This window comes from Halomonas sp. SL18_1 (assembly GCF_055755715.1).
Genome location: NZ_JBVTRK010000001.1, coordinates 1,967,214 through 1,986,689, shown reverse-complemented (window position 1 = coordinate 1,986,689; position 19,476 = coordinate 1,967,214). Strand labels below are relative to the sequence as shown.

Here is a 19,476-nt window from a genome sequence, read left to right as displayed (position 1 = left end):
GCGATCACCCCCATCAGCAGCGGTGTATGCCGCCAGGCGGGGTTCGCTGCCGTCACGGCACTCATGGCTGGTGCTCCATTTTCCAGGCGGTCTGGATCGCATTGCGCCCGTCAAAGGACCAGCTCATGCCGTGCTGCGGCAGCTCGACGCGATAGCGCCGCGACTTGCCCAGGTAGGCCGGGGCCCCTTCACCGTGCTGAAGGCGCTATCGTAGAGCGTGGCCGTGCTGCCATCCGGCGAGGATTGGATGGGAGCGAACTCCGCCTCGACCATCCCCTCGGCTTCCAACCGCCCGTCGGCTTCGCGGGCCTCATGGGTGATCGGCACCCGCTCGACCGCCACCACTTCCCCAACCAGGCTCGCCAGATCGGCCAGGGGCCCGCCCAGCTTGCCACCGAAGGCGTCCAGCAGGGCCTCCACCTGATCGTCGCTGGCCCGATGGTCGACCAGCAGCACCGTTCGCCAGCCGCCCGCCAGGGCGTTGCCGGGGATATGAGCGACGTTTACCAGGGTCAGGCCCAGACGTCGACGCCTCGGGCCTCTCCCCGCTCGAGATTAAAGGCGATCACCCCGAAGCATTCGTCGCCGTCGGGATCCTCGCCGATGAAACAGGGACAGGACACCGCGCAGGAGCAGATCTCCAGCAGGGTGCCTTCGAGACGATAGCCCGACTTCGCTTGCACGTTCATGGCTACCTCCAGCAGTGTCAGGATGGATTGCCCGGGGCGGCGACATGAGGAACGTCACGCCGCGAACGCACCGGGCACTCTCGCTCCACAGGCCACCTGTCGCGGCCACCTCCCTGGCAACGCCCCTGCTAGTCCGCGGAACGGGTCGCCGCCGAAAAGTAGAAATCCAGCATCCGGTCCAGGGGCGCCGGGTCCCGCCACAGTCGACTGCGCAGGGCGGCGCCCTCCCAGCAGTTGAGCAGCAGGTTGGCCAGCTCCACGGGATCGGCATCGGACGGGATGTCGCCGCCCTGGCGGGCCTCCTCCAGGCAGGCGGCGATACGCCGGGTCAGCTCGCTGAAGCAGCTCTCGATCTTCGTGGCGAAGGTCGGGTTGATGCCGGAAAGCTCCTGCCCCAGTCCGCCCAGCATGCAGCCCAGATAGCCATCCCGGCGGTACTTGTCCCGCGAGAGTTCGAAGAAGCGGCGCGCGCGATCCAGCGGCGGCAGCGACCTGTCCCCCAGGGCGGCATCGAGCCCCTGGTGCACCTCTTCCATGTAGCGGTCGATGACCTGCAGGGCGAAGTCCTCCTTGCTCTGAAAGTGGTGATAGAAGGAACCCTTCGGCGTGTTAGTCGCCTGCAGCAAGGCCTGGATCCCCAGGTCGTTGTAGCCGTGTCGCAGCAGCATATCGAGTCCCGCCTCGAGCAGACGCTCGCGTGTTGTCGTTGCCATTCGATCCCCACTGGACTGACCGGTCTATTCTCAAGATAGCCCGGTGAGGAGGCCTGTCAAGACAACCGGCCGCCTCGACACACGAGGCGACCGGGAAGGGGATCAATGGTGAACGGCCGATGCCGAACAGCCGCCTGAGCGCGCCGGCATCGGCCGCCCTCTGGCAGTCGCCCTAGCGCTTCTTCTGTGGGGGCAGATCGGTGCAGACGCCTTCGAACAGTTCGGCGGCCATGCCCACCGACTCGCCCAGGGTCGGGTGGGGGTGGATGGTCTTGCCGATGTCGACCGGGTCGCAGCCCATCTCGATGGCCAAGCAGAGTTCGCTAATCAGGTCCCCTGCCTGGGTGCCGACGATGGCCCCGCCGATGAGGCGATGGGTCTCCTCGTCGAAGATCAGCTTGGTGAAGCCTTCGTCACGGCCGTTGGCGATGGCCCGCCCGGAGGCGGCCCAGGGGAAGACCGCCTTGCCGTACTTGATGCCTTCGGCCTTGCATTCGGCCTCGGTCTTGCCGGCCCAGGCGACTTCCGGATCGGTGTAGGCCACCGAGGGGATCTGGCGGGCATCGAAGACGCTCTTCTGGCCCGCCGCGGCCTCCGCCGCGACATGCGCCTCGTGCACCGCCTTGTGGGCCAGCATCGGCTGGCCGATGATGTCGCCGATGGCGAAGATGTGCCCGACGTTGGTGCGCATCTGCTTGTCGGTGGCGATGAAGCCGCGTTCGTCCACCGCCACGCCGGCGTTCTCCGCACCGATCTTGTGGCCGTTGGGGCGGCGACCGACCGCCTGCAGGATCATGTCGTAGAGCTGCGGCTCGGCGGGGGCGCCCTCGCCCTCGAAGCTGACCTTGAGGCCGTTCTTCTGGGCCTTCACGGCGGTGGTCCGGGTCTTGAGCATCACCTTGTCGAAACGCGGCTGGTTGACCTTCTCCCACACCTTGACCAGGTCGCGGTCGGCGCCGGCCATCAGCCCGTCGAGCATCTCGACCACGTCGATGCGGGTGCCCAGGGTGGAGTAGACCGTGGCCATCTCCAGGCCGATGATGCCGCCGCCGATGACCAGCATGCGCTTGGGGATGGTGGTCAACTTCAGCGCCCCGGTGGAATCGACCACCCGGGGGTCGTCGGGAATGAAGGGCAGCTTCACCGACTGGGACCCGGCGGCGATGATGCACTTGTCGAACTTGATCACCTGCTTGTCGCCGGTCGTCTCCTGGCCGTCGCCGCCGGTCAGGGCCACTTCCAGGTGGTGCGGGTCGAGGAAGGTCCCGACCCCGCGCACCACCTCGACCTTGCGCGCCTTGGCCATGCCGGCCAGCCCCCGGTGAGCTTGCCGACGACCGATTCCTTCCAGCCGCGCAGCTTGTCGAGATCGATCTTCGGCTTGCCGAAGGCGATGCCGTGATCGGCCATGGCATTGGCCGCATCGGTCACCGCCGCCACATGCAGCAGCGCCTTGGAGGGGATGCAGCCGACGTTGAGGCAGACCCCGCCGAGGCTGGCATAGCGCTCCACCAGCACGGTCTTCATTCCCAGGTCGGCGGCCCGGAAGGCGGCCGAGTAGCCGCCCGGCCCGGCGCCGAGCACCAGCATTTCGCACTCGAGGTCGGCGCCGCCGTCATAGCTGGCCGCCGTCGGCGCGGGCGCGGCGGCCGCCTGCTCCCCCGCTCCCGGCCCTTCCGCGGGGGAGCGACGGGCGATTGCCCTTCCGCCTCCAGCATCAGGATCGCCGACCCTTCCGAGACCTTGTCGCCGACCGTCACCAGCACCTCGGTGACCTTGCCGGCCTTGGGCGCGGGCACGTCCATGGAGGCCTTGTCGGACTCCACGGTGATCAGCGGGTCCTCGGCACGGATGGTATCGCCGGTCCGCACCAGCACCTCGATCACCGGGACGTCCTGGAAATCGCCGATGTCCGGTACCCGCACCTCCTCCAGGCTGCCGCCGCCATAGCCGCCGCCGGCATCGCCGGGCGCCGGGGAGGATGCCCCTCGCTCATGGACCGCCGGCTGGGGGTCGTGATCCGCCACCCGGGCCCCCGTCTCGGCCGGCTCCAGCATCAGGATGGTCGAGCCCTCGGAGACCTTGTCCCCTCCTTGACCCTGAGCTCGCCGACCGTCCCCGAGACCGGGGACGGCACGTCCATGGAGGCCTTGTCGGTCTCCAGGGTGATCAGCGGGGTGTCGATATCGATCGCATCGCCCGGCTGGACCAGCACCTCGATAATCTCGACGTCTTGGAAGTCACCGATATCGGGCACCTTGATTTCGATTGCCATGGTGTCGTTCCCCCTTACATCATGATGCGCCGCATGTCGGCGAGCAGGTTGGCGAAATGGACGTTGAAGCGGGCCGCGGCGGCGCCGTCGATCACCCGATGATCCCAGGAGAGCGACAGGGGCAGCATGAAGCGCCAGGCCGACTGCTTGCCGTCGGGGGAAACCTGTTTCCAGTAGGAGCGACACACGCCCATGATGGCCACTTCGGGGGCGTTGATGATGGGCGTGAAGTAGAGCCCGCCGATCCCGCCCAGCGAGGAGATGGTGAAGCAGCCGCCCTGCATCTGGTCGGGCTTGAGCTTGCCTTCGCGGGCAAGCTTGGCCAGCGCGCCCATCTCCTGGGCGATCTCGGCCACGCCCTTCTGGTCGGCGTCGCGGATCACCGGCACCACCAGGCCGTTGGGCGTGTCGGCGGCAAAGCCGATGTGGTAGTACCGCTTGAGGATCAGGTTGTCGCCGTCCAGCGAGGCATTGAACTCGGGGAACTGCTTCAGGGAGGCGACCGCGGCCTTGATCATGAACGCCAGCATGCTGACCTTGATGCCCGCTTTCTCGTTCTCCTTGTTGAACTGCACCCGGAAGGCCTCCAGGTCGGTGATGTCGGCCTCGTCATGGTTGGTGACGTGGGGAATCCGCACCCAGTTGCGATGCAGGTTGGCGCCGGAGATCTTCTTGATGCGCGACAGCGGCTGGGTCTCCACCGGGCCGAACTTGCTGAAGTCCACCTGGGGCCAGGGCAGCAGATCCATGCCCCCGCCGGCGGTCGGAGCGCCAGTTGAAGCGCTAGCCGCCGCCGGGCGCCGCCCCTGGCGAAGCTGCGTATGTCCTCCTGGGTGACCCGCCCCTTGAGGCCGGTGGGCGGCACGCGGGTCAGGTCCACCTCCAGCTCGCGGGCCAGGCGGCGCGCGGAGGGGCTGGCGTGCACCCGGCTGAAGTCCGCGATCGGGCCGCTCGGCGGGGCGCTGGCGGGGGCGGCCGCCGGTGCAGCGGGGGCGCCGCCGGTGGCGCTGGCTCCCGCCCCCTCCGGCGGGCGCCGCGGCCTTGTCCCCCTCCCCCGCTTCGGGCTTGTCTGCCGCGCCCGCCTCGCTCTCCAGCAGCAGCACCAGGCTGCCCTCGGAGACCGAGTCGCCGAGATTGACCTTGACCTCCTTGACCGTCCCCGCGGCAGGCGCGGGCACGTCCATGGAGGCCTTGTCCGATTCCACGGTGATCAGCGGGTCCTCGACCTGGATCTGGTCGCCGGCCTGGACGTGGATTTCGATGATCGGGACATCGGTGAAGTCGCCGATGTCCGGTACCTTGATCTCTTGAATGGCCACTGTTTTTCTCCTACCTCTCAGGCGTAGAGGGGGTTGGGCTTTTCGGGGTCGATGCCGTACTTGGCGATGGCATCGCGCACCTTGCCGCTCTTGAGCTGGCCCTCGTCGACCAGGGCCTGAAGGGCGGCCAGGGTGACGTGATGGCGATCCACCTCGAAATGGCGGCGCAGGGCCTCGCGGCTGTCGGAACGGCCGAAGCCGTCGGTACCCAGTACCTCGTAACGCCGTGGCACGAAGGGCCGGATCTGTTCGGCGAACATGCGGATATAGTCGGTGGAAGCGATGATCGGGCCTTCGGTGCCCTCCAGGCACTGCTCGACATGGCTCTTGCGGGGCTTCTTACCCGGATGCAGCCGATTCCAGCGCTTGACCGCGTGGCCGTCGCGAGCCAGCTCGTTGAAGCTCGGGCAGCTCCAGACATCGGCCGCCACGCCCCAGTCGTCACGCAGCAGGTCCACCGCGGCGATCACCTCGTTGAGGATGCTGCCACAGCCCAGGAGCTGTACCCGCGGTTCCTTTCCCCTGCTCCTGCCCTTGCCCTCGGCCTGGCGGAACCGATACATGCCCTTGATGATGTCCTCTTCGGCACCCTCGGGCAGCGCCGGGTGATGGTAGTTCTCATTCAGGGTGGTGATGTAGTAGAAGACGTCCTGCTGCTCCTCGTACATGCGCTTGAGGCCGTCGCGTACGATCACCGCGACCTCGTAGTGGAAGGTGGGGTCATAGGCCATGCAGTTGGGGATGAACTGGGCGAACAGCTGGCTGTGCCCGTCCTGGTGCTGCAGGCCTTCGCCGTTCAGGGTGGTGCGCCCCGAGGTGCCGCCGATCAGGAAACCCCGCGCCAACATGTCGCCGGCCGCCCAGGCCAGGTCGCCGACGCGCTGGAAACCGAACATGGAGTAGTAGACGTAGAACGGGATCATGGTGACCCCGTGGTTGCTGTAGGAAGTGGCGGCGGCGATCCACGACGACATGGCGCCGTCCTCGTTGATGCCCTCCTGCAGGATCTGGCCCTTCTGGTCCTCCCGGTAGGGCATGATCTCCTCGGCGTCCATGGGCACGTACTTCTGCCCCTCGGGGGCGTAGATGCCGATCTGCCGGAACATGCCCTCCATCCCGAAGGTGCGCGACTCGTCGGCGACGATGGGAGTCAGCCGCGGCCCCAGGGTCTTGTCCCGGGCCAGGGCGACCATGATGCGCACCACGGCCATGGTGGTGGACAGGGTGCGCTCGCCGGTGTCCCCCAGCACCTGCTTGAACATCTCCAGGGGCGGCGCCTCAAGCCGGTCGCCGTTGCGCTGGCGCTGGGGCAGGCAGCCCCCCAACGCCTTGCGCTGGGCGTGGAGGAACTGCATCTCGACGCTCTCCTCCGGCGGCTTGAAGAAGGCCGCCTGGGTGACCTGGTCGTCGCTGAAGGGCAGGTCGAAGCGCTGGTGGAAGTAGCGAAGGTTGTCCTCGCCCAGTTTCTTCTTCTGGTGGGTGATGTTCTGGCCCTCGCCGCCCTCGCCCATGCCGTAACCCTTGACGGTCTTCATCAGCAGCACCGAGGGCTTGTCCCGGGTGTTGACCGCCGCGTGATAGGCGGCGTAGACCTTCTGGGGGTCGTGGCCGCCGCGGACCAGCTTGTAGTAGATGTCGTCGTCCGACATATGGACGACCATCTCCTTGAGCTCCGGGTACTTGCCGAAGAAATGCTCGCGAACGTAGCCGCCACCCTTGGCCTTGAAGTTCTGGTACTCGCCGTCGACGCACTCCTCCATGCGCTGGCGCAACAGCCCCCGGGTGTCCTTGGCCAGCAGCTCGTCCCAGCCCGATCCCCACAGGCACTTGATGACGTTCCAGCCCGCCCCCCGGAAGTTGCCCTCCAGCTCCTGGACGATCTTGCCGTTGCCGCGCACCGGACCGTCCAGGCGCTGCAGGTTGCAGTTGATCACAAAGATCAGGTTATCGAGCTTCTCGCGGCTGGCCAGGGCGATGGCCCCCTGGGACTGGGGCTCGTCCATCTCGCCGTCACCCAGAAACGCCCAGACCTTGCGCCCCTCGGTGTCAACCAGCCCCCGGTGCTGGAGGTACTTCATGAAACGGGCCTGATAAATGGCCATGATCGGCCCCAGGCCCATGGAGACGGTGGAGACCTGCCAGAAGTCCGGCATCAGGTAGGGGTGGGGGTAGGAGGAGATCCCCTTGCCGTCCACCTCCAGGCGGAAGTTCTCCAGCTGCTCCTCGGTGAGCCTCCCCTCGAGAAATGCCCGCGCGTAGATCCCAGGGGCGCAATGGCCCTGGAAATAGATGATGTCCCCCCTTGGCCATCGTCGGGGGCCCGCCAAAAGTGGTTGAACCCCACCTCGTACATCACCGCCGAGGACTGATAGCTGGCGATATGGCCGCCAGGTTCGGCGGGCTTCTTGTTGGCGCGCACCACCATGGCCATGGCGTTCCAGCGCAGATAGGCGATCAAGCGTTTCAGCAGCGCCTCGTCGCCGGGCAGCTTGGCCTCCTTGTGGGGCGGGATGGTGTTCACATAGGGCGTGCGGGTGGTATCCGGCGCCTCGGTACCGGTCCGGTAGGCTTCTTCCACCGCCTTGTGTAGCAGGTAGGTGGCGCGCTCGGGGCCCACCCGCTCCACCACCACGTCGACGGCTTCCTGCCACTCCCGGGTCTCCTGAGGATCGAAGTCGTTGTAGTTCTCGAAGGCCATGGATCGTCTCCCTTGATGATTGGGTCTGGTTTGTTGTTATTCAGCGATCGGTCTGTGCCTCGACCACGGCGAAGGCGCTCATGTTGGCGATCCCCCGTGCGGTGACCGTGCGGTTGAGGACGTGAACCGGCTTGGCGGCCCCTAGCAGGATCGGCCCCACGGAAACGCCGTTGCCCAACACCTTCAGGGCGGTGAAGGCGATATTCGCCGCGTCTAAATCGGGCATGATCAGCAGGTTGGCCTCGCCCTCGAGCAGCGAGTCGGCAGGATTCGCCCGCGCACCCCCGTGGAGAGCGCCGAGTCGGCCTGCATCTCGCCGTCCACCACCAGGTCCGGTTCGCGCTCCCGGATCAGCGCCAGGGCCTGGCGCATCTTCCCCGCGCTGGCGAAGTCGGAGCTGCCGAAATTGGAGTGGGAGACCAGGGCGGCCCGGGCGTGATGCCGAAGCGGCGCACCTGTTCGGCGGCCAGCAGGGTGATCTCGGCGATCTGGCTGGCATCGGGGTCGTAGTTGACGAAGGGGTCGGCAATGAACAGCGTGGCCCGTTCGAGGATCAGCAGCTGCAGGGCCGCCGGCGTGCTGACGCCCTCGCGCAGGCCGATGACGTCCATCACCAGATCCAGATGCTCGTGGTAGGTGCCCACGGGGCCGGCGATCATGGCGTCCACGTCGCCCCGTCGCAGCAGCAGCGAGGCGAGGATGGTGGCCCGGCTGCGGACGCGCTTCTCGGCGGCCTCAGGATGGACGCCGCGGCGCCCCATCAGCTGGTGGTATTCGCTGGCCAGCGCAGCGTAGTCGGGATAGTCCTGAGCGTCGATCAGCTCGAAATCGACGCCGGGCGTCACCGGCAGCCCCAGCTCCTCGATACGCGCCTCGATGACCGCACGGCGGCCGATCAGCAGGGGCCTGGCATAGCGCTGGCTGACGCAGACCTCCATGGCGCGGAGCACACGCTCATCCTCGCCTTCGGCGTAGAGCAGGCGCAGGGGGTTGTGTCGCGCCCGCTCGAACACCGGCTCCATCACGTTGCCGGAGCGGTAGACCAGGCGTGACAGCGAGCGGGTATAGGCCTCCAGGTCCTCGATGGGGCGAGCGGCCACTCCGCTCTCCATGGCGGCCTTGGCCACCGCCGGCGGGATGGTGTCGATCAGGCGCGGGTCGAAGGGCTTGGGCAGGATGTAGTCGGGGCCGAAGGTCAGCGCCTGGCCGCCATAGGCCACCGCCACCGTCTCCGGCACCGTGGTGGTGGCCATGTCGGCGATGGCCTTGACGGTGGCCAGCTTCATCTCCTCGTTGATGGTGGTGGCGCCGCAGTCCAGGGCGCCCCGGAAGATGAACGGGAAGCACAGGACGTTGTTGACCTGGTTGGGGTAGTCCGAGCGTCCGGTGGCGATCACCGCATCCGGACGCACCGCCTTGGCCTCCTCCGGCATGATCTCCGGGGTGGGGTTGGCCATGGCCAGGATCAGGGGGCGATCCGCCATGGTCGCCGCCATCTCCGGGGTGAGCGCGCCTCCGCTCGAGAGGCCGAAAAAGACGTCGGCCTCGTTGACGGCATCGGCCAGGGTGCGGGCCTCGGTGCGGGCCGCATAGCGCGCCTTGTACTGATCCAGGCCGTCACGGTCGGCGTGTATCACGCCGCTGCGGTCGCAGACCAGGATGTTCTCCTGGCGAACCCCCAGGGAGACCGCCAGGTCCAGGCAGGCCAGGGCCGCGGAGCCCGCGCCGTTGCAGACCAGACGGATGTCGCCGAGCGGCTTGTCCACCACCCGCAGGCCGTTGAGCAGCGCGGCCGCCGTGACGATGGCGGTCCCGTGCTGGTCATCGTGGAACACCGGAATATTCATCCGCTCGCGCAGGCGCCGCTCGATCTCGAAGCACTCCGGTGCCTTGATGTCTTCCAGGTTGATGCCCCCGAAGGTGGCCTCCAGGCCGGCGATGATCTCGATCAGCTTGTCCGGGTCGCGCTCCTCGATCTCGATATCGAAGACGTCGACGTCGGCGAACTTCTTGAACAGCACCGCCTTGCCCTCCATCACCGGCTTGGAGGCCAGGGCGCCGATGGCCCCCAGCCCCAGCACCGCCGTGCCGTTGCTGACCACGGCCACCAGGTTGCCGCGGGCGGTGTACTCGGCCGCCAGCAGGGGATCGCGCTCGATCTCCTCGCAGGCCGCGGCCACGCCGGGGGAATAGGCCAGGGAGAGATCCCGCTGGCTGGCCATGGGCTTGATCGCCTGGATCGCCAGCTTGCCGGGGCGGGGAAACCGATGGTACTGCAGGGCGCTGTCGCGCAGATCGTCTGCCATGTGCTCTACCCCATTCGTTGTTATTGACAGCGAGGCGGCCTCGGTGACCGTCTTGCCGATCGCCTTCTCGAACTGTTGTCAGTCCGGCTCTACCGGCCGAGCCACCCTTGCCTTGGCAACGCACTCGACTCGATACGCCTTAGGGCAATATCGACATCAACGGTTAACGAGCAATCAACGAAGATTGGATGCCACGACATCGTCATCGCCGTCCTCGCCGTTGAGGTGACATTCGAAGGGGGGATCCTGACTGCAGTCGTGAGGGTGGGCGTTGCGCGTCTCGTGGTCCTTCAGTCCTCGGCATTCAGCAATTCGCGGATCGCCCGGCCGATCTCGGCCAGCACCCGCTCGCTGCGTGCCACCTCTACTTCGCCGCGAACGCAGGCCACGACCGCCAGCTGGCGGCCCTCGCCCACCATGGAGACGATGCCGGCATCGCAGGCCAGGCGATGCTGGGTGCCGGTCTTGTGGGCGAAGCGGATGCCGGGCCCAAGGCCCGCCTTGAGCCGCTGCTCACCGCTGGCGGTGGCGGTCATGATCGCCAGCAGATCGGCGCTGGCCTGAGCCCCCAGCGCCCGCCCCTGCGCCAGGGCGGCGAGCAGGTCGGCGACGCCATCGAGCCGGCCGCCGTTGAGGCCGCTGGCGTAGTAGCGGGCGAAGGCGGCCTCCAGGCTCGGCAGGCGCAGCGCCTGGGGCGCAAGCTCCAGCCGGTCCAGCTAGCCACGCCAGCCGCCGGGCGTCGTCGGGCTGCTTCTGCAGCGCGATGAAGTCGAGGCCGGTCAGCTCCCGTGCGGCGGGATGCAGCGCCCCGTACACCTCGCGGCGCACGTCCACCAGGCGGGTGATCGGCCCCAGCCGCCGCGGCTCGTCGACCAGCGCCGCGGCACGCCGGTTGATGGCCGAAAGCCCCAGGTGCTCGATCAGCATATCGGTGGCGGTGTTGTCGCTCACCGTGAGCATCGCCACCAGCAGTTCGCCCAGCGTCAGCGGCGTGCCAGGGTCGTGCCAGTTGGTCGGGCCGGCACCGTCGATATAGTGGCGCTCCTCGAGGATCAGGCGCTCCTCGAGGGTCGTCTCGCCCACCTCCACCCGAGCCATCAGCTCGATGGCCACCGGCACCTTGACCAGCGAGGCTAGGTACCAGGTCTCGCGATCCCGCCAGCCGAAGGCAGGCGCATCCGAAGCCAACGGACGCAGGTGCACCCCCAGCTCGCCGTCGAAGGCGGCCTCGATGGCGGCCAGGCGCGATTCGAGCCGGGCCCGCCAGTCGGCCTCGACGGCGGTGGAAGCAGCGGTGGCCGTTACGGAAAAAGACAGTGAGAGCAGCAGGCCGGCCAGGGCCAGGCCTATCATCAGGGCGCGGGTCATCGCCTCGCTCCCATCCAGCGCAGCAGGGCGATCCAGCCCGCGGCCCCCAGCACCAGCGCCACGCCGATGCCCAGCGTCTGCGGATAGCTGTACACCTGCCAGGCCTCGAGCAAAAAGCGCAGGATCAGAAAGATCACCACAATATGAAACACGAACGCCTTGAGGGCGTCACCGCCGATCAGGGTGATCGGCCTAAGGGCGCGCGCCGCCCCCGCCCCACCCCACAGGCAGAGCGCCAGGATCACCAGGGCGCCGCCCAGGCTGAACAGCATGAAGGACAGCGCCGGCGGGTGCTTGCCGCGGTTCCAGGCCACGCCCATCAGGGCCTGGTAGAGCTCGGGCAGCGCCAGCGCCAGAAAGCCCAGCAGCAGGGCCACGCCGAGCCCGCCCACGACGAGGACCAGCCGTCGGCGCCATACCGGTGTCCCGTACCCGCGCAGCAGCGCCTCGCCGATCAGCAGACCCAGCATCACCAGCGGGAGGCGCGAGAGCTGCCCCCAGGCATAGTGGTCGTCATCCTCCACCAGGATCGCCTTGAGCGGCTCGATCCCCCAGAAGTGGAAATGCCGCTCCAGGGCCCCCGCCAACAGGGCCACCGCCACCGGTGCCGCCAGCCGCGACCAGAGCGGCAGACGCCGCCACAGGGGAAGCACCCAGGGCAGCCACAGCAGGGCAATGGCGTAGAAGCCGAGGATCTCCACCCAGATCGGAAAGCGCTGATACAGCAGGGCGTCGAGGATATCCTGAGGCTCATAGAGCGGCAGCATCTCGACGATGGTCAGCGCCTTGTACCAGAACAGCACCTCGAGCCCGCGCAGCAGCAGTTTGAGGCGCCGCCGCGGCCAGCCTGGCTCGCCGACCCTGGGCAGGAAGGCCACGGCCAGGGCGATGCCGAACACCACGATGAACAGCGAGGAGGAGAACTTGGTGAGCAGGTGGATCGGCACCATGCCCCAGTCGGGCACCTGGCGAATGCCGTACAGCCCGCTCACTGCATGGCTGAGGATCATCAGCGAGATGGCGATGCCCCGGGCCAGGTCGATGGCCTCGATGCGCGCCTCGGCGGCCGGCAGCACCGGCCGTTCGTTGAGTCTCGAGGTGACTCCCTTCCCCCATGCGGCTCTCCCGTCGCTGCTCGTCCCGGACTCAGTCTCGCCGAGACACCCCGGACTATGCCAGCGCGCCGGCCGTATACCAGGCGATCATGCGCTCTTCGTCGGTGGGAATCACCCACAGCCCCACCCGGCTCTCCGCCGCGGCGATATCGGTGGCATCGGCCCGGTTAGCGGCCGGGTCGAGGGCCGCCCCCAGCCACTGGCAGCCCGCCACCACCCCGGCGCGCACCGGGGCGGCGCGTTCGCCGATGCCGGCGGTGAACACCAGATGGTCCAGCCCGCCCAGCGCCGCGGCCAGGCTGCCGATCTCGCGCACGATGCGGTAGACATAGAGTTCGATGGCCTCGGCGGCCTCGGGGGCCTCGCTTTCCAGCAGCTCGCGCATGTCGCCGCTGATCCCGGAGACGCCGAGCAGCCCGGACTCCTTGTAGAGCAGGCGCTGCACCGCTTCGGCGGACATCCCCTCCTGGAGGATCAGGTGCAGCACCAGGCCCGGGTCGAGGCTGCCGCTGCGGGTGCCCATCATCAGCCCCTCCAGGGCAGTGAAGCCCATGGTCGAGGCCTGGCTCACGCCGTCGCGGATGGCACACAGGCTGGCGCCGTTGCCCAGGTGGGCGACGATCACCCGCCCCGGCGGCACGGCGCCCTGAGCCTCCCCGGGCCCTGCCCTGTCCGGCAGCACCCGCTCGTTGAGGGTGCGATTGATGTAGTCGTAGGAGAGGCCGTGGAAGCCGTAGCGCACCATGCCCGCCTCGCGGTAGCGGCGCGGCAGGGGAAAGCTCTGGGCCACCGCCGGCTGTCCGGCATGGAAGGCGGTGTCGAAGCAGGCCACCTGGGGCAGCGCGGGACGCAGCGCCGACAGTGCCCGCACCGGGGCGAGGCCATAGGGCTGATGCAGCGGCGCCAGGGGGTTGAGCGCCTCGAGGGTGCCTAGCGTGGCGTCGTCGAGGCGCACCGGGTCGGTATGCTCGCGCCCGCCGTGGACGATGCGGTGGCCCACCGCCGCGATCTCGCCCAGGTCAGGATGGGCCTCGATCCAGGCCAGCAGCCGCTCCAGGGCGGCGTCGTGATCGAGCGCGGCGGGTAGCTCGCCAAGCGGCGAGCCGGCGGGGTCCAGCGCCCGGCCCTCGGCGTCGTGCAGGCTCAGCCGCGCCTGGCCGCCTAGGCCGGCCAGGTGGCCACGAAAGCGCAGCGTCAGCGCCAGCGGGTCGGCCTCCACGGGCACGCCGAACAGCGCGAACTTGATGCTCGAGGAGCCGCTGTTGAGGACCAGGATCTCGCGCATCACCGGCCCACCCGCTGCTGATGGTCGGCGGCCAGCAGCGCAAGGGCGCAGGAGGCCAGACGGGTGATGGCGTCGTCGGCGCGGCTGGTCAACACGATGGGCACCCGGGCCCCCACCACCAGGCCGGCGCCGGTGGCGTCGGCCAAGTAGGTCAGCTGCTTCATCAGCATGTTGGCGGACTCCAGGTCGGGCGCCACCAGGATATCGGCCCGACCGGCCACCGGCGAGACGATGCCCTTGGCCGCCGCGGCGGCCTCGGAGACGGCGTTGTCGAAGGCCAGCGGGCCGTCGATCACCCCGCCGCGAATCTGGCCGCGCTCGGCCATCTTGCACAGCGCCGCCGCCTCCAGGGTCGAGGCGATCTTGGAGTTGACGGTTTCCACCGCCGAAAGAATCGCCACCTTGGGATTGTCGTTGCCCACGGCATGGGCCAGTTCGATGGCGTTCTGCACGATATCGCGCTTGGCATCCAGCTTGGGATCGATATTGATCGCCGCATCGGTGATGAACAGCGGCCGCGGGTAAGTGGGCACGTCGAAGGCCATCACATGGCTGATGCAGCGCTCTGTGCGCAGGCCACCCTCGCGCTTGACCACCTCATGAAGCAGTTCATCGGTGTGCAGCGCGCCCTTCATGATCGCCCCCGCACGCCCCGCGCGAACCTGCGCGACCGCTTCGGCGGCAGCGGCATGGCTGTGGGGCACATCGATCAGCGGGAAGTCGTCGATATCAATGCCGGCCGCCTCGGCCGCCGCCCGGATCTTCGCTTCCGGGCCGACCAGCAGCGGGCGAATCAACCCGTGGCGTGCCGACTCGTAGGCTCCCAGGATCGACACCTCGTCGACCGGGTGTACCACCGCCATATCCACCGGCTCGGGGTGATCGGCGGCAGTGAGCAGCTCGTGCAGGCGGGCGCGCTCGGCCATGCGCACCCGCGGCAGCACGGCCCGGGGACGACGGATCTTCTCGGTGGGCGCCTGGACCTGCGCCTCGCCCTCGATCACGGTGCGGCCGTCCTGGTTGGTACAGCGGCAGTCGAAGGTGATGCGCTTGCGCGCCTCGTCCTTGGCGCGCACCTTGACGCCGACATGCAGCACATCCCCAGGCGCACCGGCTCGAGAAAGCGCAGCGTCTGGCCGAGGTAGATGGTACCGGCACCGGGCAGCTCGGTGCCGAGCACCGTGGAGATCAGCGCCCCGCCCCACATGCCGTGGGCCACCACCTCCTGAAAGCGCGTGCTCTTGGCAAAATCCTCGTCGAGGTGCGCGGGATTGATGTCCCCGGACATGATCGCGAACAGCTTGATATCGTCCAGCGTCAGGCGCTTCTCCAGCGAGGCGCTGTCGCCGACGTGAATCTCGTCGAAGGTGCGGTTCTCGATATGGCCGTTGCCGTCCGTCAGCTCATGATTCTCCATCCGGCGGGTCTCCAGGGGTAAAAACGCTCATCATACTGCGTCGCAGCATGGACATGCCGTCAGCATCGACGATAGCTTGACCGATATCAAGGTCTTACGCCGGACCCATGCGGCTTTCGCAGGGCGCTGCCTAGGCAACTATAGTGACTCAGGCCCCTGGACGCGCTAGAGAGCACCCTCATGCCCGACTATCGCAACGATCCCACCCTGGCGATCCCCGCCTTTCCCGGCAGCCATCTGGTGCTCGACGACCATTACGTGTTCGTCTCGGGGCTGACGGTCGCCGATATCCAGGGCGGCGAGAGCGTGATGGGCGATATCGGCGAGGAGACCCGCTGGGTGATGCGCCGGCTGGAACGCATGCTCACCTATGTGGGCGCCGACCTGGCCGACACGGTGCGGGTGGACGTCCACCTGACCAACCTGGACGAGCAGCGCAACATGGACGCCGCCTATGCTGAATTCTTTCACCATCACCGCTATCCGGCACGCACCTGCACCATGACCCCGCGCCTTTACGGCGGCGCTAACGTGGAGATCACCCTGATGGTGCGCCGGCGCCGCGAAACGACGAGCTCGGAGGCGTGAGCCGCACCGTCAGAGGGTCATGCCCGGCTCGATGCGATAGCCCAGATCGATGGCCGGTTCGCCGCCCGCCTCGCCGTGGATTCGCCGGAGCAGCTCACCGGCCGCGCACTCGCCGATGGCCTGGCGGGGGTGATCACGCTGGCCAACCGCGGGGTCATCACCTGTCCCACGTCATGGCCATGGAAGCCGGCCAGCGCCATCTGCTCGGGCACCTTCACGCCGCGGCGCAGGCACTCGAAGTAGGCCCCACCGCCACGTCGTCGTTGGTGCAGAAAATACCGTCGGCCGCGGGATAGTCGCTGAGAATTTCTCCCAGCAGGGCCGCCCCCACGCTGTAGGAGGAGCGCTGGCTGCGCTGCAGGGTGACCGGCTCCAGGCCATGCTCCTGCATGGCGCGGCGGTAGCCCGCTTCACGCTGGCGGGTGCGCGCGTCGAGGCGCACGGCAAGGTAGAGGATCCGGCGTCGGCCGCGGCGGATCATCTCGCTGACCATGTCATAGGCGGCCTGGACGTTGTCGTAGCCCACCGCCTGATGCAGCGGCGGGGTCAGCGAGTCCATGATCTCGACGGTGGGAATCCCGGCGGTTTCCAGCATGCGCAGGCTGCGCGGGCTGTGATGGCTGTCCGAGAGAATCACCCCGTCCACGTTGTAGGAGAGCAGCGAGGCGAGGCTGCGCTCCTCCAGCTCCGGGCTATAGCCGTAGTGGGAGAGCATCAGGTGGTAACCCGCCGGCTCGGTGACCGTCTCGATGCCGACGATCACCTCGGCGAACACCTGGTTGGTCAGCGAGGGCACCAGCACGCCGATGGCGTGGCTCTTGGCCTTGGAGAGGATGTCCGGCGCACGGTTGGGAATATAGCCGAGCCGCTCGGCCACCTCGAAGATGCGCTCGCGCAGCCCCTCCGAGACCGTGGTGGGATCGCGCAGGCAGCGGCTCACGGTCATCTTGGTGGCGCCGACCTGGTCGGCGATATCCTGTAGCGTGGGGCGTTTCTTTTCACGGCATTCTGATCGAAGTGACGGTGAGCCCTGCCAGGCTCTGTCTGAAAACTGGCTGCGCTCGACCATACGGCGTTAAAAATCGGTTCAAAGTACTCATTTACACCCCGTAAACTCCGTCTTTTCGCCGATTTTTGCCTTGTCTGGCCTTCGCTCGCCGACTTTTCGGACAAAGCCTTGGGTGGGAAAGAGCGAGGCGCTCACCTTACCCAAGTTGACCCGCGAACGCATGTCCGCCTCGCTGCCCACGGATCAGCCGGCGCCCAGCCAGTCCAGGGCGGCATCGAGGATGCTGTCCGGCGAGCGACTCACCGACAGCGCCAGGGCTTCCCCCTCGCCCGGAGGCTCCAGGTCGGCCAGCTGGCTGTCCAGCATCTCGTCACCCTTGAAGAAGTGCCCCTGGCGGGCCATCAGCCGCTGTCGCAGCAGGGCCCGCTCGCCTTCCAGGTAGAGGATCCGCAACGCCGGGTCGGCGGCGCGCAGTTGCTCTCGGTAGCGGCCCTTGAGGGCCGAGCAGGCGATCACCAGAGTGGCATCGCGCCGCCGGTAGTCGGTAAAGAACCCTGCCAGGGTCTGCAGCCAGTCCTGGCGATCGCCGTCATCCAGCGGCACACCGTTGGCCATCTTGGCGATGCTGGTCGACGAGTGGTGGTCGTCGCCGTCGATGAAGTCGGCCTCCAGCCGCTCGGCCAGCAGGCGCCCGATATGCGACTTGCCCGAGCCGGACACCCCCATGACCAAGATGCGGTACGTGGTCCGTGGCATGATCACCTCCTTGTCGGTCTCAGTTGCCACGCACGGCGGTCAGGTCGGGCAGCCAGGTCACCAGCCCGGGGAAGGCGATCAGGATCACCGCCATGACCAGCAGGGTGGCGTAGTAGGGCAGCATCGCCTTGACCAGCTGCTCCATGGTCACCTTGCCTACCCCGCAGCCGACGTACAGGCAGGTGCCCACCGGTGGGGTCAGCAGCCCGATGCCCAGAATGAACGCCATCAGCACCCCGAAGTAGACCGGGTCGATGCCCACCGAGGTGACGATCGGCGTCAGCATCGGTGCCATGATCACCATCGCCGGGGTCAGGTCCATCACGAAGCCCACCAGCAGCAGCAGGCCGGCGACGATCAGCAGCAGCCAGAACGGGTCCTGGGTGATCGCCTGCACCTGGATCACCAGGGTCTGGGGCACCATGTTGATGGTCAAGAACCAGGCGATCACCGTGGCGAAGGCCAGCAGCAGCAGCACCATGCCGGTCAGCCGTGCGGTGCGGATCAGCATCCCCCACAGCTCGCGCACGTGGAACTCGCGGTAGACCGCCAGCGAGATGAACAGCGAGTAGAGCAGCGCGGCGACCGCCGCCTCGGTGGCAGTGAAGACCCCGCCGATGATGCCGCCGACCACGATCACCGGCAGCACCAGCGCCAGCCAGGCGGCCTTGAACGCCTGCCACAGCGGGCCGAGGCGGAACGTGCGGGTCTGCCCGGCGCCGCCGAAGCTGGCCATGATGAAGGTGGTAACCATCAGCCCGAGACCGATCATCACCCCGGCACGATGCCGGCGATGAACAGCCGGCTGATCGAGGTCTCGGTGACGATGCCGTAGAGGATCAGCGGAATCGACGGCGGAATGATGATGCCGATCACCGAGGAGACGGTGTTGATCGCCGTGGCCTGGGGCGCCGAATAGCCCTGCTGCTTCATCGACGGGATCATCATCGAGCCGGTGGCGGCGGTATCGGCCACCGCCGAGCCGCTGATGCCGCCGAAGAACATCGAGCCGGTGATCGCCACCTGGCCCAGCCCCCCGCGGATGAAGCCGACCAGCGCGCCGGCCAGCTCCATCAGTCGCCGGGCGATGCCGCCGGCGCTCATCACCTCGCCGACCAGGATGAAGAAGGGGATGGCCAGCAGCGGGAAATTATTGATCCCGCGCACCGACTGTTCGATGAGGATCGACAGCGGGATATCGGAGATCACCGCCATCACCACCGCGGCGATGCCCAGTCCGAAGGCGATCGGCAGGCCCAGGGCCAGGGAGGCGAACAGAATGCCGAGAAAGATCCAGAGCATGACAGGGAGTCCTTAGCGAGCGCCGAGCATCAGGCGGGCGGCGCACCAGGCGCGCCAGATCGCCACCGCGGCGATGAAGGCGGCGCACAGCACCAGCGAGAGATTGATCAGGTTCCAGGGCACGCCGAGGATCGCGGTGCGCCCGGTGGAACGGGAAATGACGAGGTAGCCGCCGACCATGATCACGATCATCAGGCCGGTGATCAGCAGGTGCTGGATCAGGTAGAGGCCGTAGGCGGCGCGCGCCGGCAGCTTGCGCAGCAGCAGGTCGACGGCGATATGCTCGAAGCGCGCGAAGGCCGCGGCGGCGCCGATGAACACCAGCCAGATGAACAGCATGCGCGCCAGCTCATCGGCCCAGGGCAGCGAGCGGTTGAGCAGCGCCCGGCCGATGACGTTGGCCGACACCGAGACGATCAGGGCCACCAGGATCGTGGCGATCAGGTGCTCCATGGCCACGGTCAGCCAGCGGAACGGCGCGGGGCCGCGGCGCTGCTCGGTATCGATCTCCAGCGGCTGGCGGCGCGGGTCGTCGAGAAACTCCGCCGGGTCCGGCGGGGAGTGAGAGGGTTGCATAGGCGCTCCAAACGCGGACGGACAGGACGCGGGGCAGCGTGCCCCGCGTCTGACTCATGG

At 67.7% G+C, this 19,476-nt stretch carries 16 protein-coding genes and 6 pseudogenes; 1 reads left to right on the top strand and 21 read right to left on the bottom strand.

Annotated features, from left to right (window positions below; translation table 11 throughout):
• Nucleotides 1–123: 123 nt before the first annotated feature.
• From ACSJDS_RS09990 to ACSJDS_RS09910, 17 genes and pseudogenes are all read right to left on the bottom strand, one after another.
• A complete protein-coding gene (locus ACSJDS_RS09990) occupies nucleotides 124–477 on the bottom strand; it encodes a DUF1326 domain-containing protein (RefSeq protein WP_473035016.1) in 354 nt (117 codons plus the stop codon).
• Nucleotides 478–512: 35 nt separating this feature from the next.
• Complete coding sequence (locus tag ACSJDS_RS09985) at nucleotides 513–689, bottom strand: DUF1326 domain-containing protein (protein WP_473033134.1); 177 nt, start codon at nucleotides 687–689, stop codon at nucleotides 513–515.
• A gap of 128 nt (nucleotides 690–817) precedes the next feature.
• Nucleotides 818–1,402, bottom strand: a complete 585-nt coding sequence (locus ACSJDS_RS09980) for a TetR/AcrR family transcriptional regulator (protein ID WP_473033132.1) — start codon at nucleotides 1,400–1,402, stop codon at nucleotides 818–820.
• Between the two features lie 172 nt (nucleotides 1,403–1,574).
• Nucleotides 1,575–2,708: a dihydrolipoyl dehydrogenase family protein gene (locus ACSJDS_RS09975; RefSeq protein WP_473033130.1), complete on the bottom strand. Its 1,134-nt coding sequence runs from the start codon at nucleotides 2,706–2,708 to the stop codon at nucleotides 1,575–1,577.
• Nucleotides 2,630–2,992 carry an FAD-dependent oxidoreductase gene (locus tag ACSJDS_RS09970; protein WP_473033129.1) on the bottom strand — a complete coding sequence of 121 codons (363 nt, stop codon included), beginning with the start codon at nucleotides 2,990–2,992 and terminating at the stop codon, nucleotides 2,630–2,632. The genes ACSJDS_RS09975 and ACSJDS_RS09970 overlap by 79 nt, the downstream gene beginning before the upstream one ends.
• Nucleotides 2,926–3,459: a biotin/lipoyl-containing protein gene (locus tag ACSJDS_RS09965; protein WP_473033128.1), complete on the bottom strand. Its 534-nt coding sequence runs from the start codon at nucleotides 3,457–3,459 to the stop codon at nucleotides 2,926–2,928. The genes ACSJDS_RS09970 and ACSJDS_RS09965 overlap by 67 nt, the downstream gene beginning before the upstream one ends.
• Nucleotides 3,459–3,677 (bottom strand): biotin/lipoyl-containing protein, encoded by a 219-nt coding sequence (locus ACSJDS_RS09960; protein ID WP_473033127.1) that lies wholly within the window; start codon nucleotides 3,675–3,677, stop codon nucleotides 3,459–3,461. The genes ACSJDS_RS09965 and ACSJDS_RS09960 overlap by 1 nt, the downstream gene beginning before the upstream one ends.
• 14 nt (nucleotides 3,678–3,691) lie before the next feature.
• Nucleotides 3,692–4,366, bottom strand: a pseudogene (locus ACSJDS_RS09955) (2-oxo acid dehydrogenase subunit E2); the annotation flags it as partial.
• Between the two features lie 420 nt (nucleotides 4,367–4,786).
• A pseudogene (locus ACSJDS_RS09950) lies at nucleotides 4,787–4,996 on the bottom strand (biotin/lipoyl-containing protein); the annotation flags it as partial.
• A 17-nt stretch (nucleotides 4,997–5,013) separates the two neighbouring features.
• Nucleotides 5,014–7,694: pseudogene (aceE, locus tag ACSJDS_RS09945) on the bottom strand (pyruvate dehydrogenase (acetyl-transferring), homodimeric type).
• 40 nt (nucleotides 7,695–7,734) lie between these two features.
• A pseudogene (locus ACSJDS_RS09940) lies at nucleotides 7,735–9,916 on the bottom strand (NADP-dependent malic enzyme).
• A 374-nt stretch (nucleotides 9,917–10,290) separates the two neighbouring features.
• Nucleotides 10,291–10,572: a serine hydrolase gene (locus ACSJDS_RS09935; RefSeq protein WP_473035015.1), complete on the bottom strand. Its 282-nt coding sequence runs from the start codon at nucleotides 10,570–10,572 to the stop codon at nucleotides 10,291–10,293.
• Entirely contained in the window at nucleotides 10,514–11,368 is an 855-nt protein-coding gene (locus tag ACSJDS_RS09930) for a serine hydrolase (RefSeq protein ID WP_473033126.1), read from the bottom strand. Before ACSJDS_RS09930 ends, ACSJDS_RS09935 begins: the two co-directional genes overlap by 59 nt.
• Nucleotides 11,365–12,444 carry an acyltransferase family protein gene (locus ACSJDS_RS09925; RefSeq protein WP_473033125.1) on the bottom strand — a complete coding sequence of 360 codons (1,080 nt, stop codon included), beginning with the start codon at nucleotides 12,442–12,444 and terminating at the stop codon, nucleotides 11,365–11,367. Before ACSJDS_RS09925 ends, ACSJDS_RS09930 begins: the two co-directional genes overlap by 4 nt.
• A 94-nt stretch (nucleotides 12,445–12,538) precedes the next feature.
• Nucleotides 12,539–13,768: an acetate/propionate family kinase gene (locus ACSJDS_RS09920; protein WP_473033124.1), complete on the bottom strand. Its 1,230-nt coding sequence runs from the start codon at nucleotides 13,766–13,768 to the stop codon at nucleotides 12,539–12,541.
• Nucleotides 13,768–14,865, bottom strand: a complete 1,098-nt coding sequence (locus ACSJDS_RS09915; RefSeq protein WP_473033123.1) for a bifunctional enoyl-CoA hydratase/phosphate acetyltransferase — start codon at nucleotides 14,863–14,865, stop codon at nucleotides 13,768–13,770. Before ACSJDS_RS09915 ends, ACSJDS_RS09920 begins: the two co-directional genes overlap by 1 nt.
• Entirely contained in the window at nucleotides 14,769–15,185 is a 417-nt protein-coding gene (locus ACSJDS_RS09910; protein WP_473033122.1) for a MaoC/PaaZ C-terminal domain-containing protein, read from the bottom strand. Before ACSJDS_RS09910 ends, ACSJDS_RS09915 begins: the two co-directional genes overlap by 97 nt.
• 180 nt (nucleotides 15,186–15,365) lie before the next feature.
• Between ACSJDS_RS09910 and ACSJDS_RS09905 the strand changes: the two genes are divergently transcribed.
• Nucleotides 15,366–15,773: a RidA family protein gene (locus ACSJDS_RS09905; protein ID WP_473033121.1), complete on the top strand. Its 408-nt coding sequence runs from the start codon at nucleotides 15,366–15,368 to the stop codon at nucleotides 15,771–15,773.
• A gap of 9 nt (nucleotides 15,774–15,782) precedes the next feature.
• Here the strand turns inward: ACSJDS_RS09905 and ACSJDS_RS09900 are convergent.
• The 4 genes and pseudogenes from ACSJDS_RS09900 to ACSJDS_RS09885 form a co-directional block, all read right to left on the bottom strand.
• Nucleotides 15,783–16,719: pseudogene (locus tag ACSJDS_RS09900) on the bottom strand (substrate-binding domain-containing protein).
• Nucleotides 16,720–17,025: 306 nt separating this feature from the next.
• Nucleotides 17,026–17,538 (bottom strand): gluconokinase, encoded by a 513-nt coding sequence (locus ACSJDS_RS09895; protein WP_473033120.1) that lies wholly within the window; start codon nucleotides 17,536–17,538, stop codon nucleotides 17,026–17,028.
• A 19-nt stretch (nucleotides 17,539–17,557) separates the two neighbouring features.
• Nucleotides 17,558–18,840: pseudogene (locus ACSJDS_RS09890) on the bottom strand (TRAP transporter large permease).
• A 12-nt stretch (nucleotides 18,841–18,852) separates the two neighbouring features.
• On the bottom strand, nucleotides 18,853–19,416 hold the full coding sequence (locus ACSJDS_RS09885) for a TRAP transporter small permease (protein ID WP_473033119.1): 564 nt from the start codon (nucleotides 19,414–19,416) through the stop codon (nucleotides 18,853–18,855).
• Nucleotides 19,417–19,476: the final 60 nt, after the last annotated feature.

Coding starts and splice junctions, on each gene's coding strand:
- ACSJDS_RS09985 (WP_473033134.1), bottom strand. CDS start 689: ATGAACGTGCAAGCGAAGTCGGGCTATCGTCTCGAAGGCACCCTGCTG.
- ACSJDS_RS09970 (WP_473033129.1), bottom strand. CDS start 2,992: ATGCTGGTGCTCGGCGCCGGGCCGGGCGGCTACTCGGCCGCCTTCCGG.
- ACSJDS_RS09885 (WP_473033119.1), bottom strand. CDS start 19,416: ATGCAACCCTCTCACTCCCCGCCGGACCCGGCGGAGTTTCTCGACGAC.
- ACSJDS_RS09895 (WP_473033120.1), bottom strand. CDS start 17,538: ATGCCACGGACCACGTACCGCATCTTGGTCATGGGGGTGTCCGGCTCG.
- ACSJDS_RS09960 (WP_473033127.1), bottom strand. CDS start 3,677: ATGGCAATCGAAATCAAGGTGCCCGATATCGGTGACTTCCAAGACGTC.
- ACSJDS_RS09910 (WP_473033122.1), bottom strand. CDS start 15,185: ATGGAGAATCATGAGCTGACGGACGGCAACGGCCATATCGAGAACCGC.
- ACSJDS_RS09965 (WP_473033128.1), bottom strand. CDS start 3,459: ATGCTGGAGCCGGCCGAGACGGGGGCCCGGGTGGCGGATCACGACCCC.
- ACSJDS_RS09975 (WP_473033130.1), bottom strand. CDS start 2,708: ATGGCCAAGGCGCGCAAGGTCGAGGTGGTGCGCGGGGTCGGGACCTTC.
- ACSJDS_RS09980 (WP_473033132.1), bottom strand. CDS start 1,402: ATGGCAACGACAACACGCGAGCGTCTGCTCGAGGCGGGACTCGATATG.
- ACSJDS_RS09905 (WP_473033121.1), top strand. CDS start 15,366: ATGCCCGACTATCGCAACGATCCCACCCTGGCGATCCCCGCCTTTCCC.
- ACSJDS_RS09930 (WP_473033126.1), bottom strand. CDS start 11,368: ATGACCCGCGCCCTGATGATAGGCCTGGCCCTGGCCGGCCTGCTGCTC.
- ACSJDS_RS09920 (WP_473033124.1), bottom strand. CDS start 13,768: ATGCGCGAGATCCTGGTCCTCAACAGCGGCTCCTCGAGCATCAAGTTC.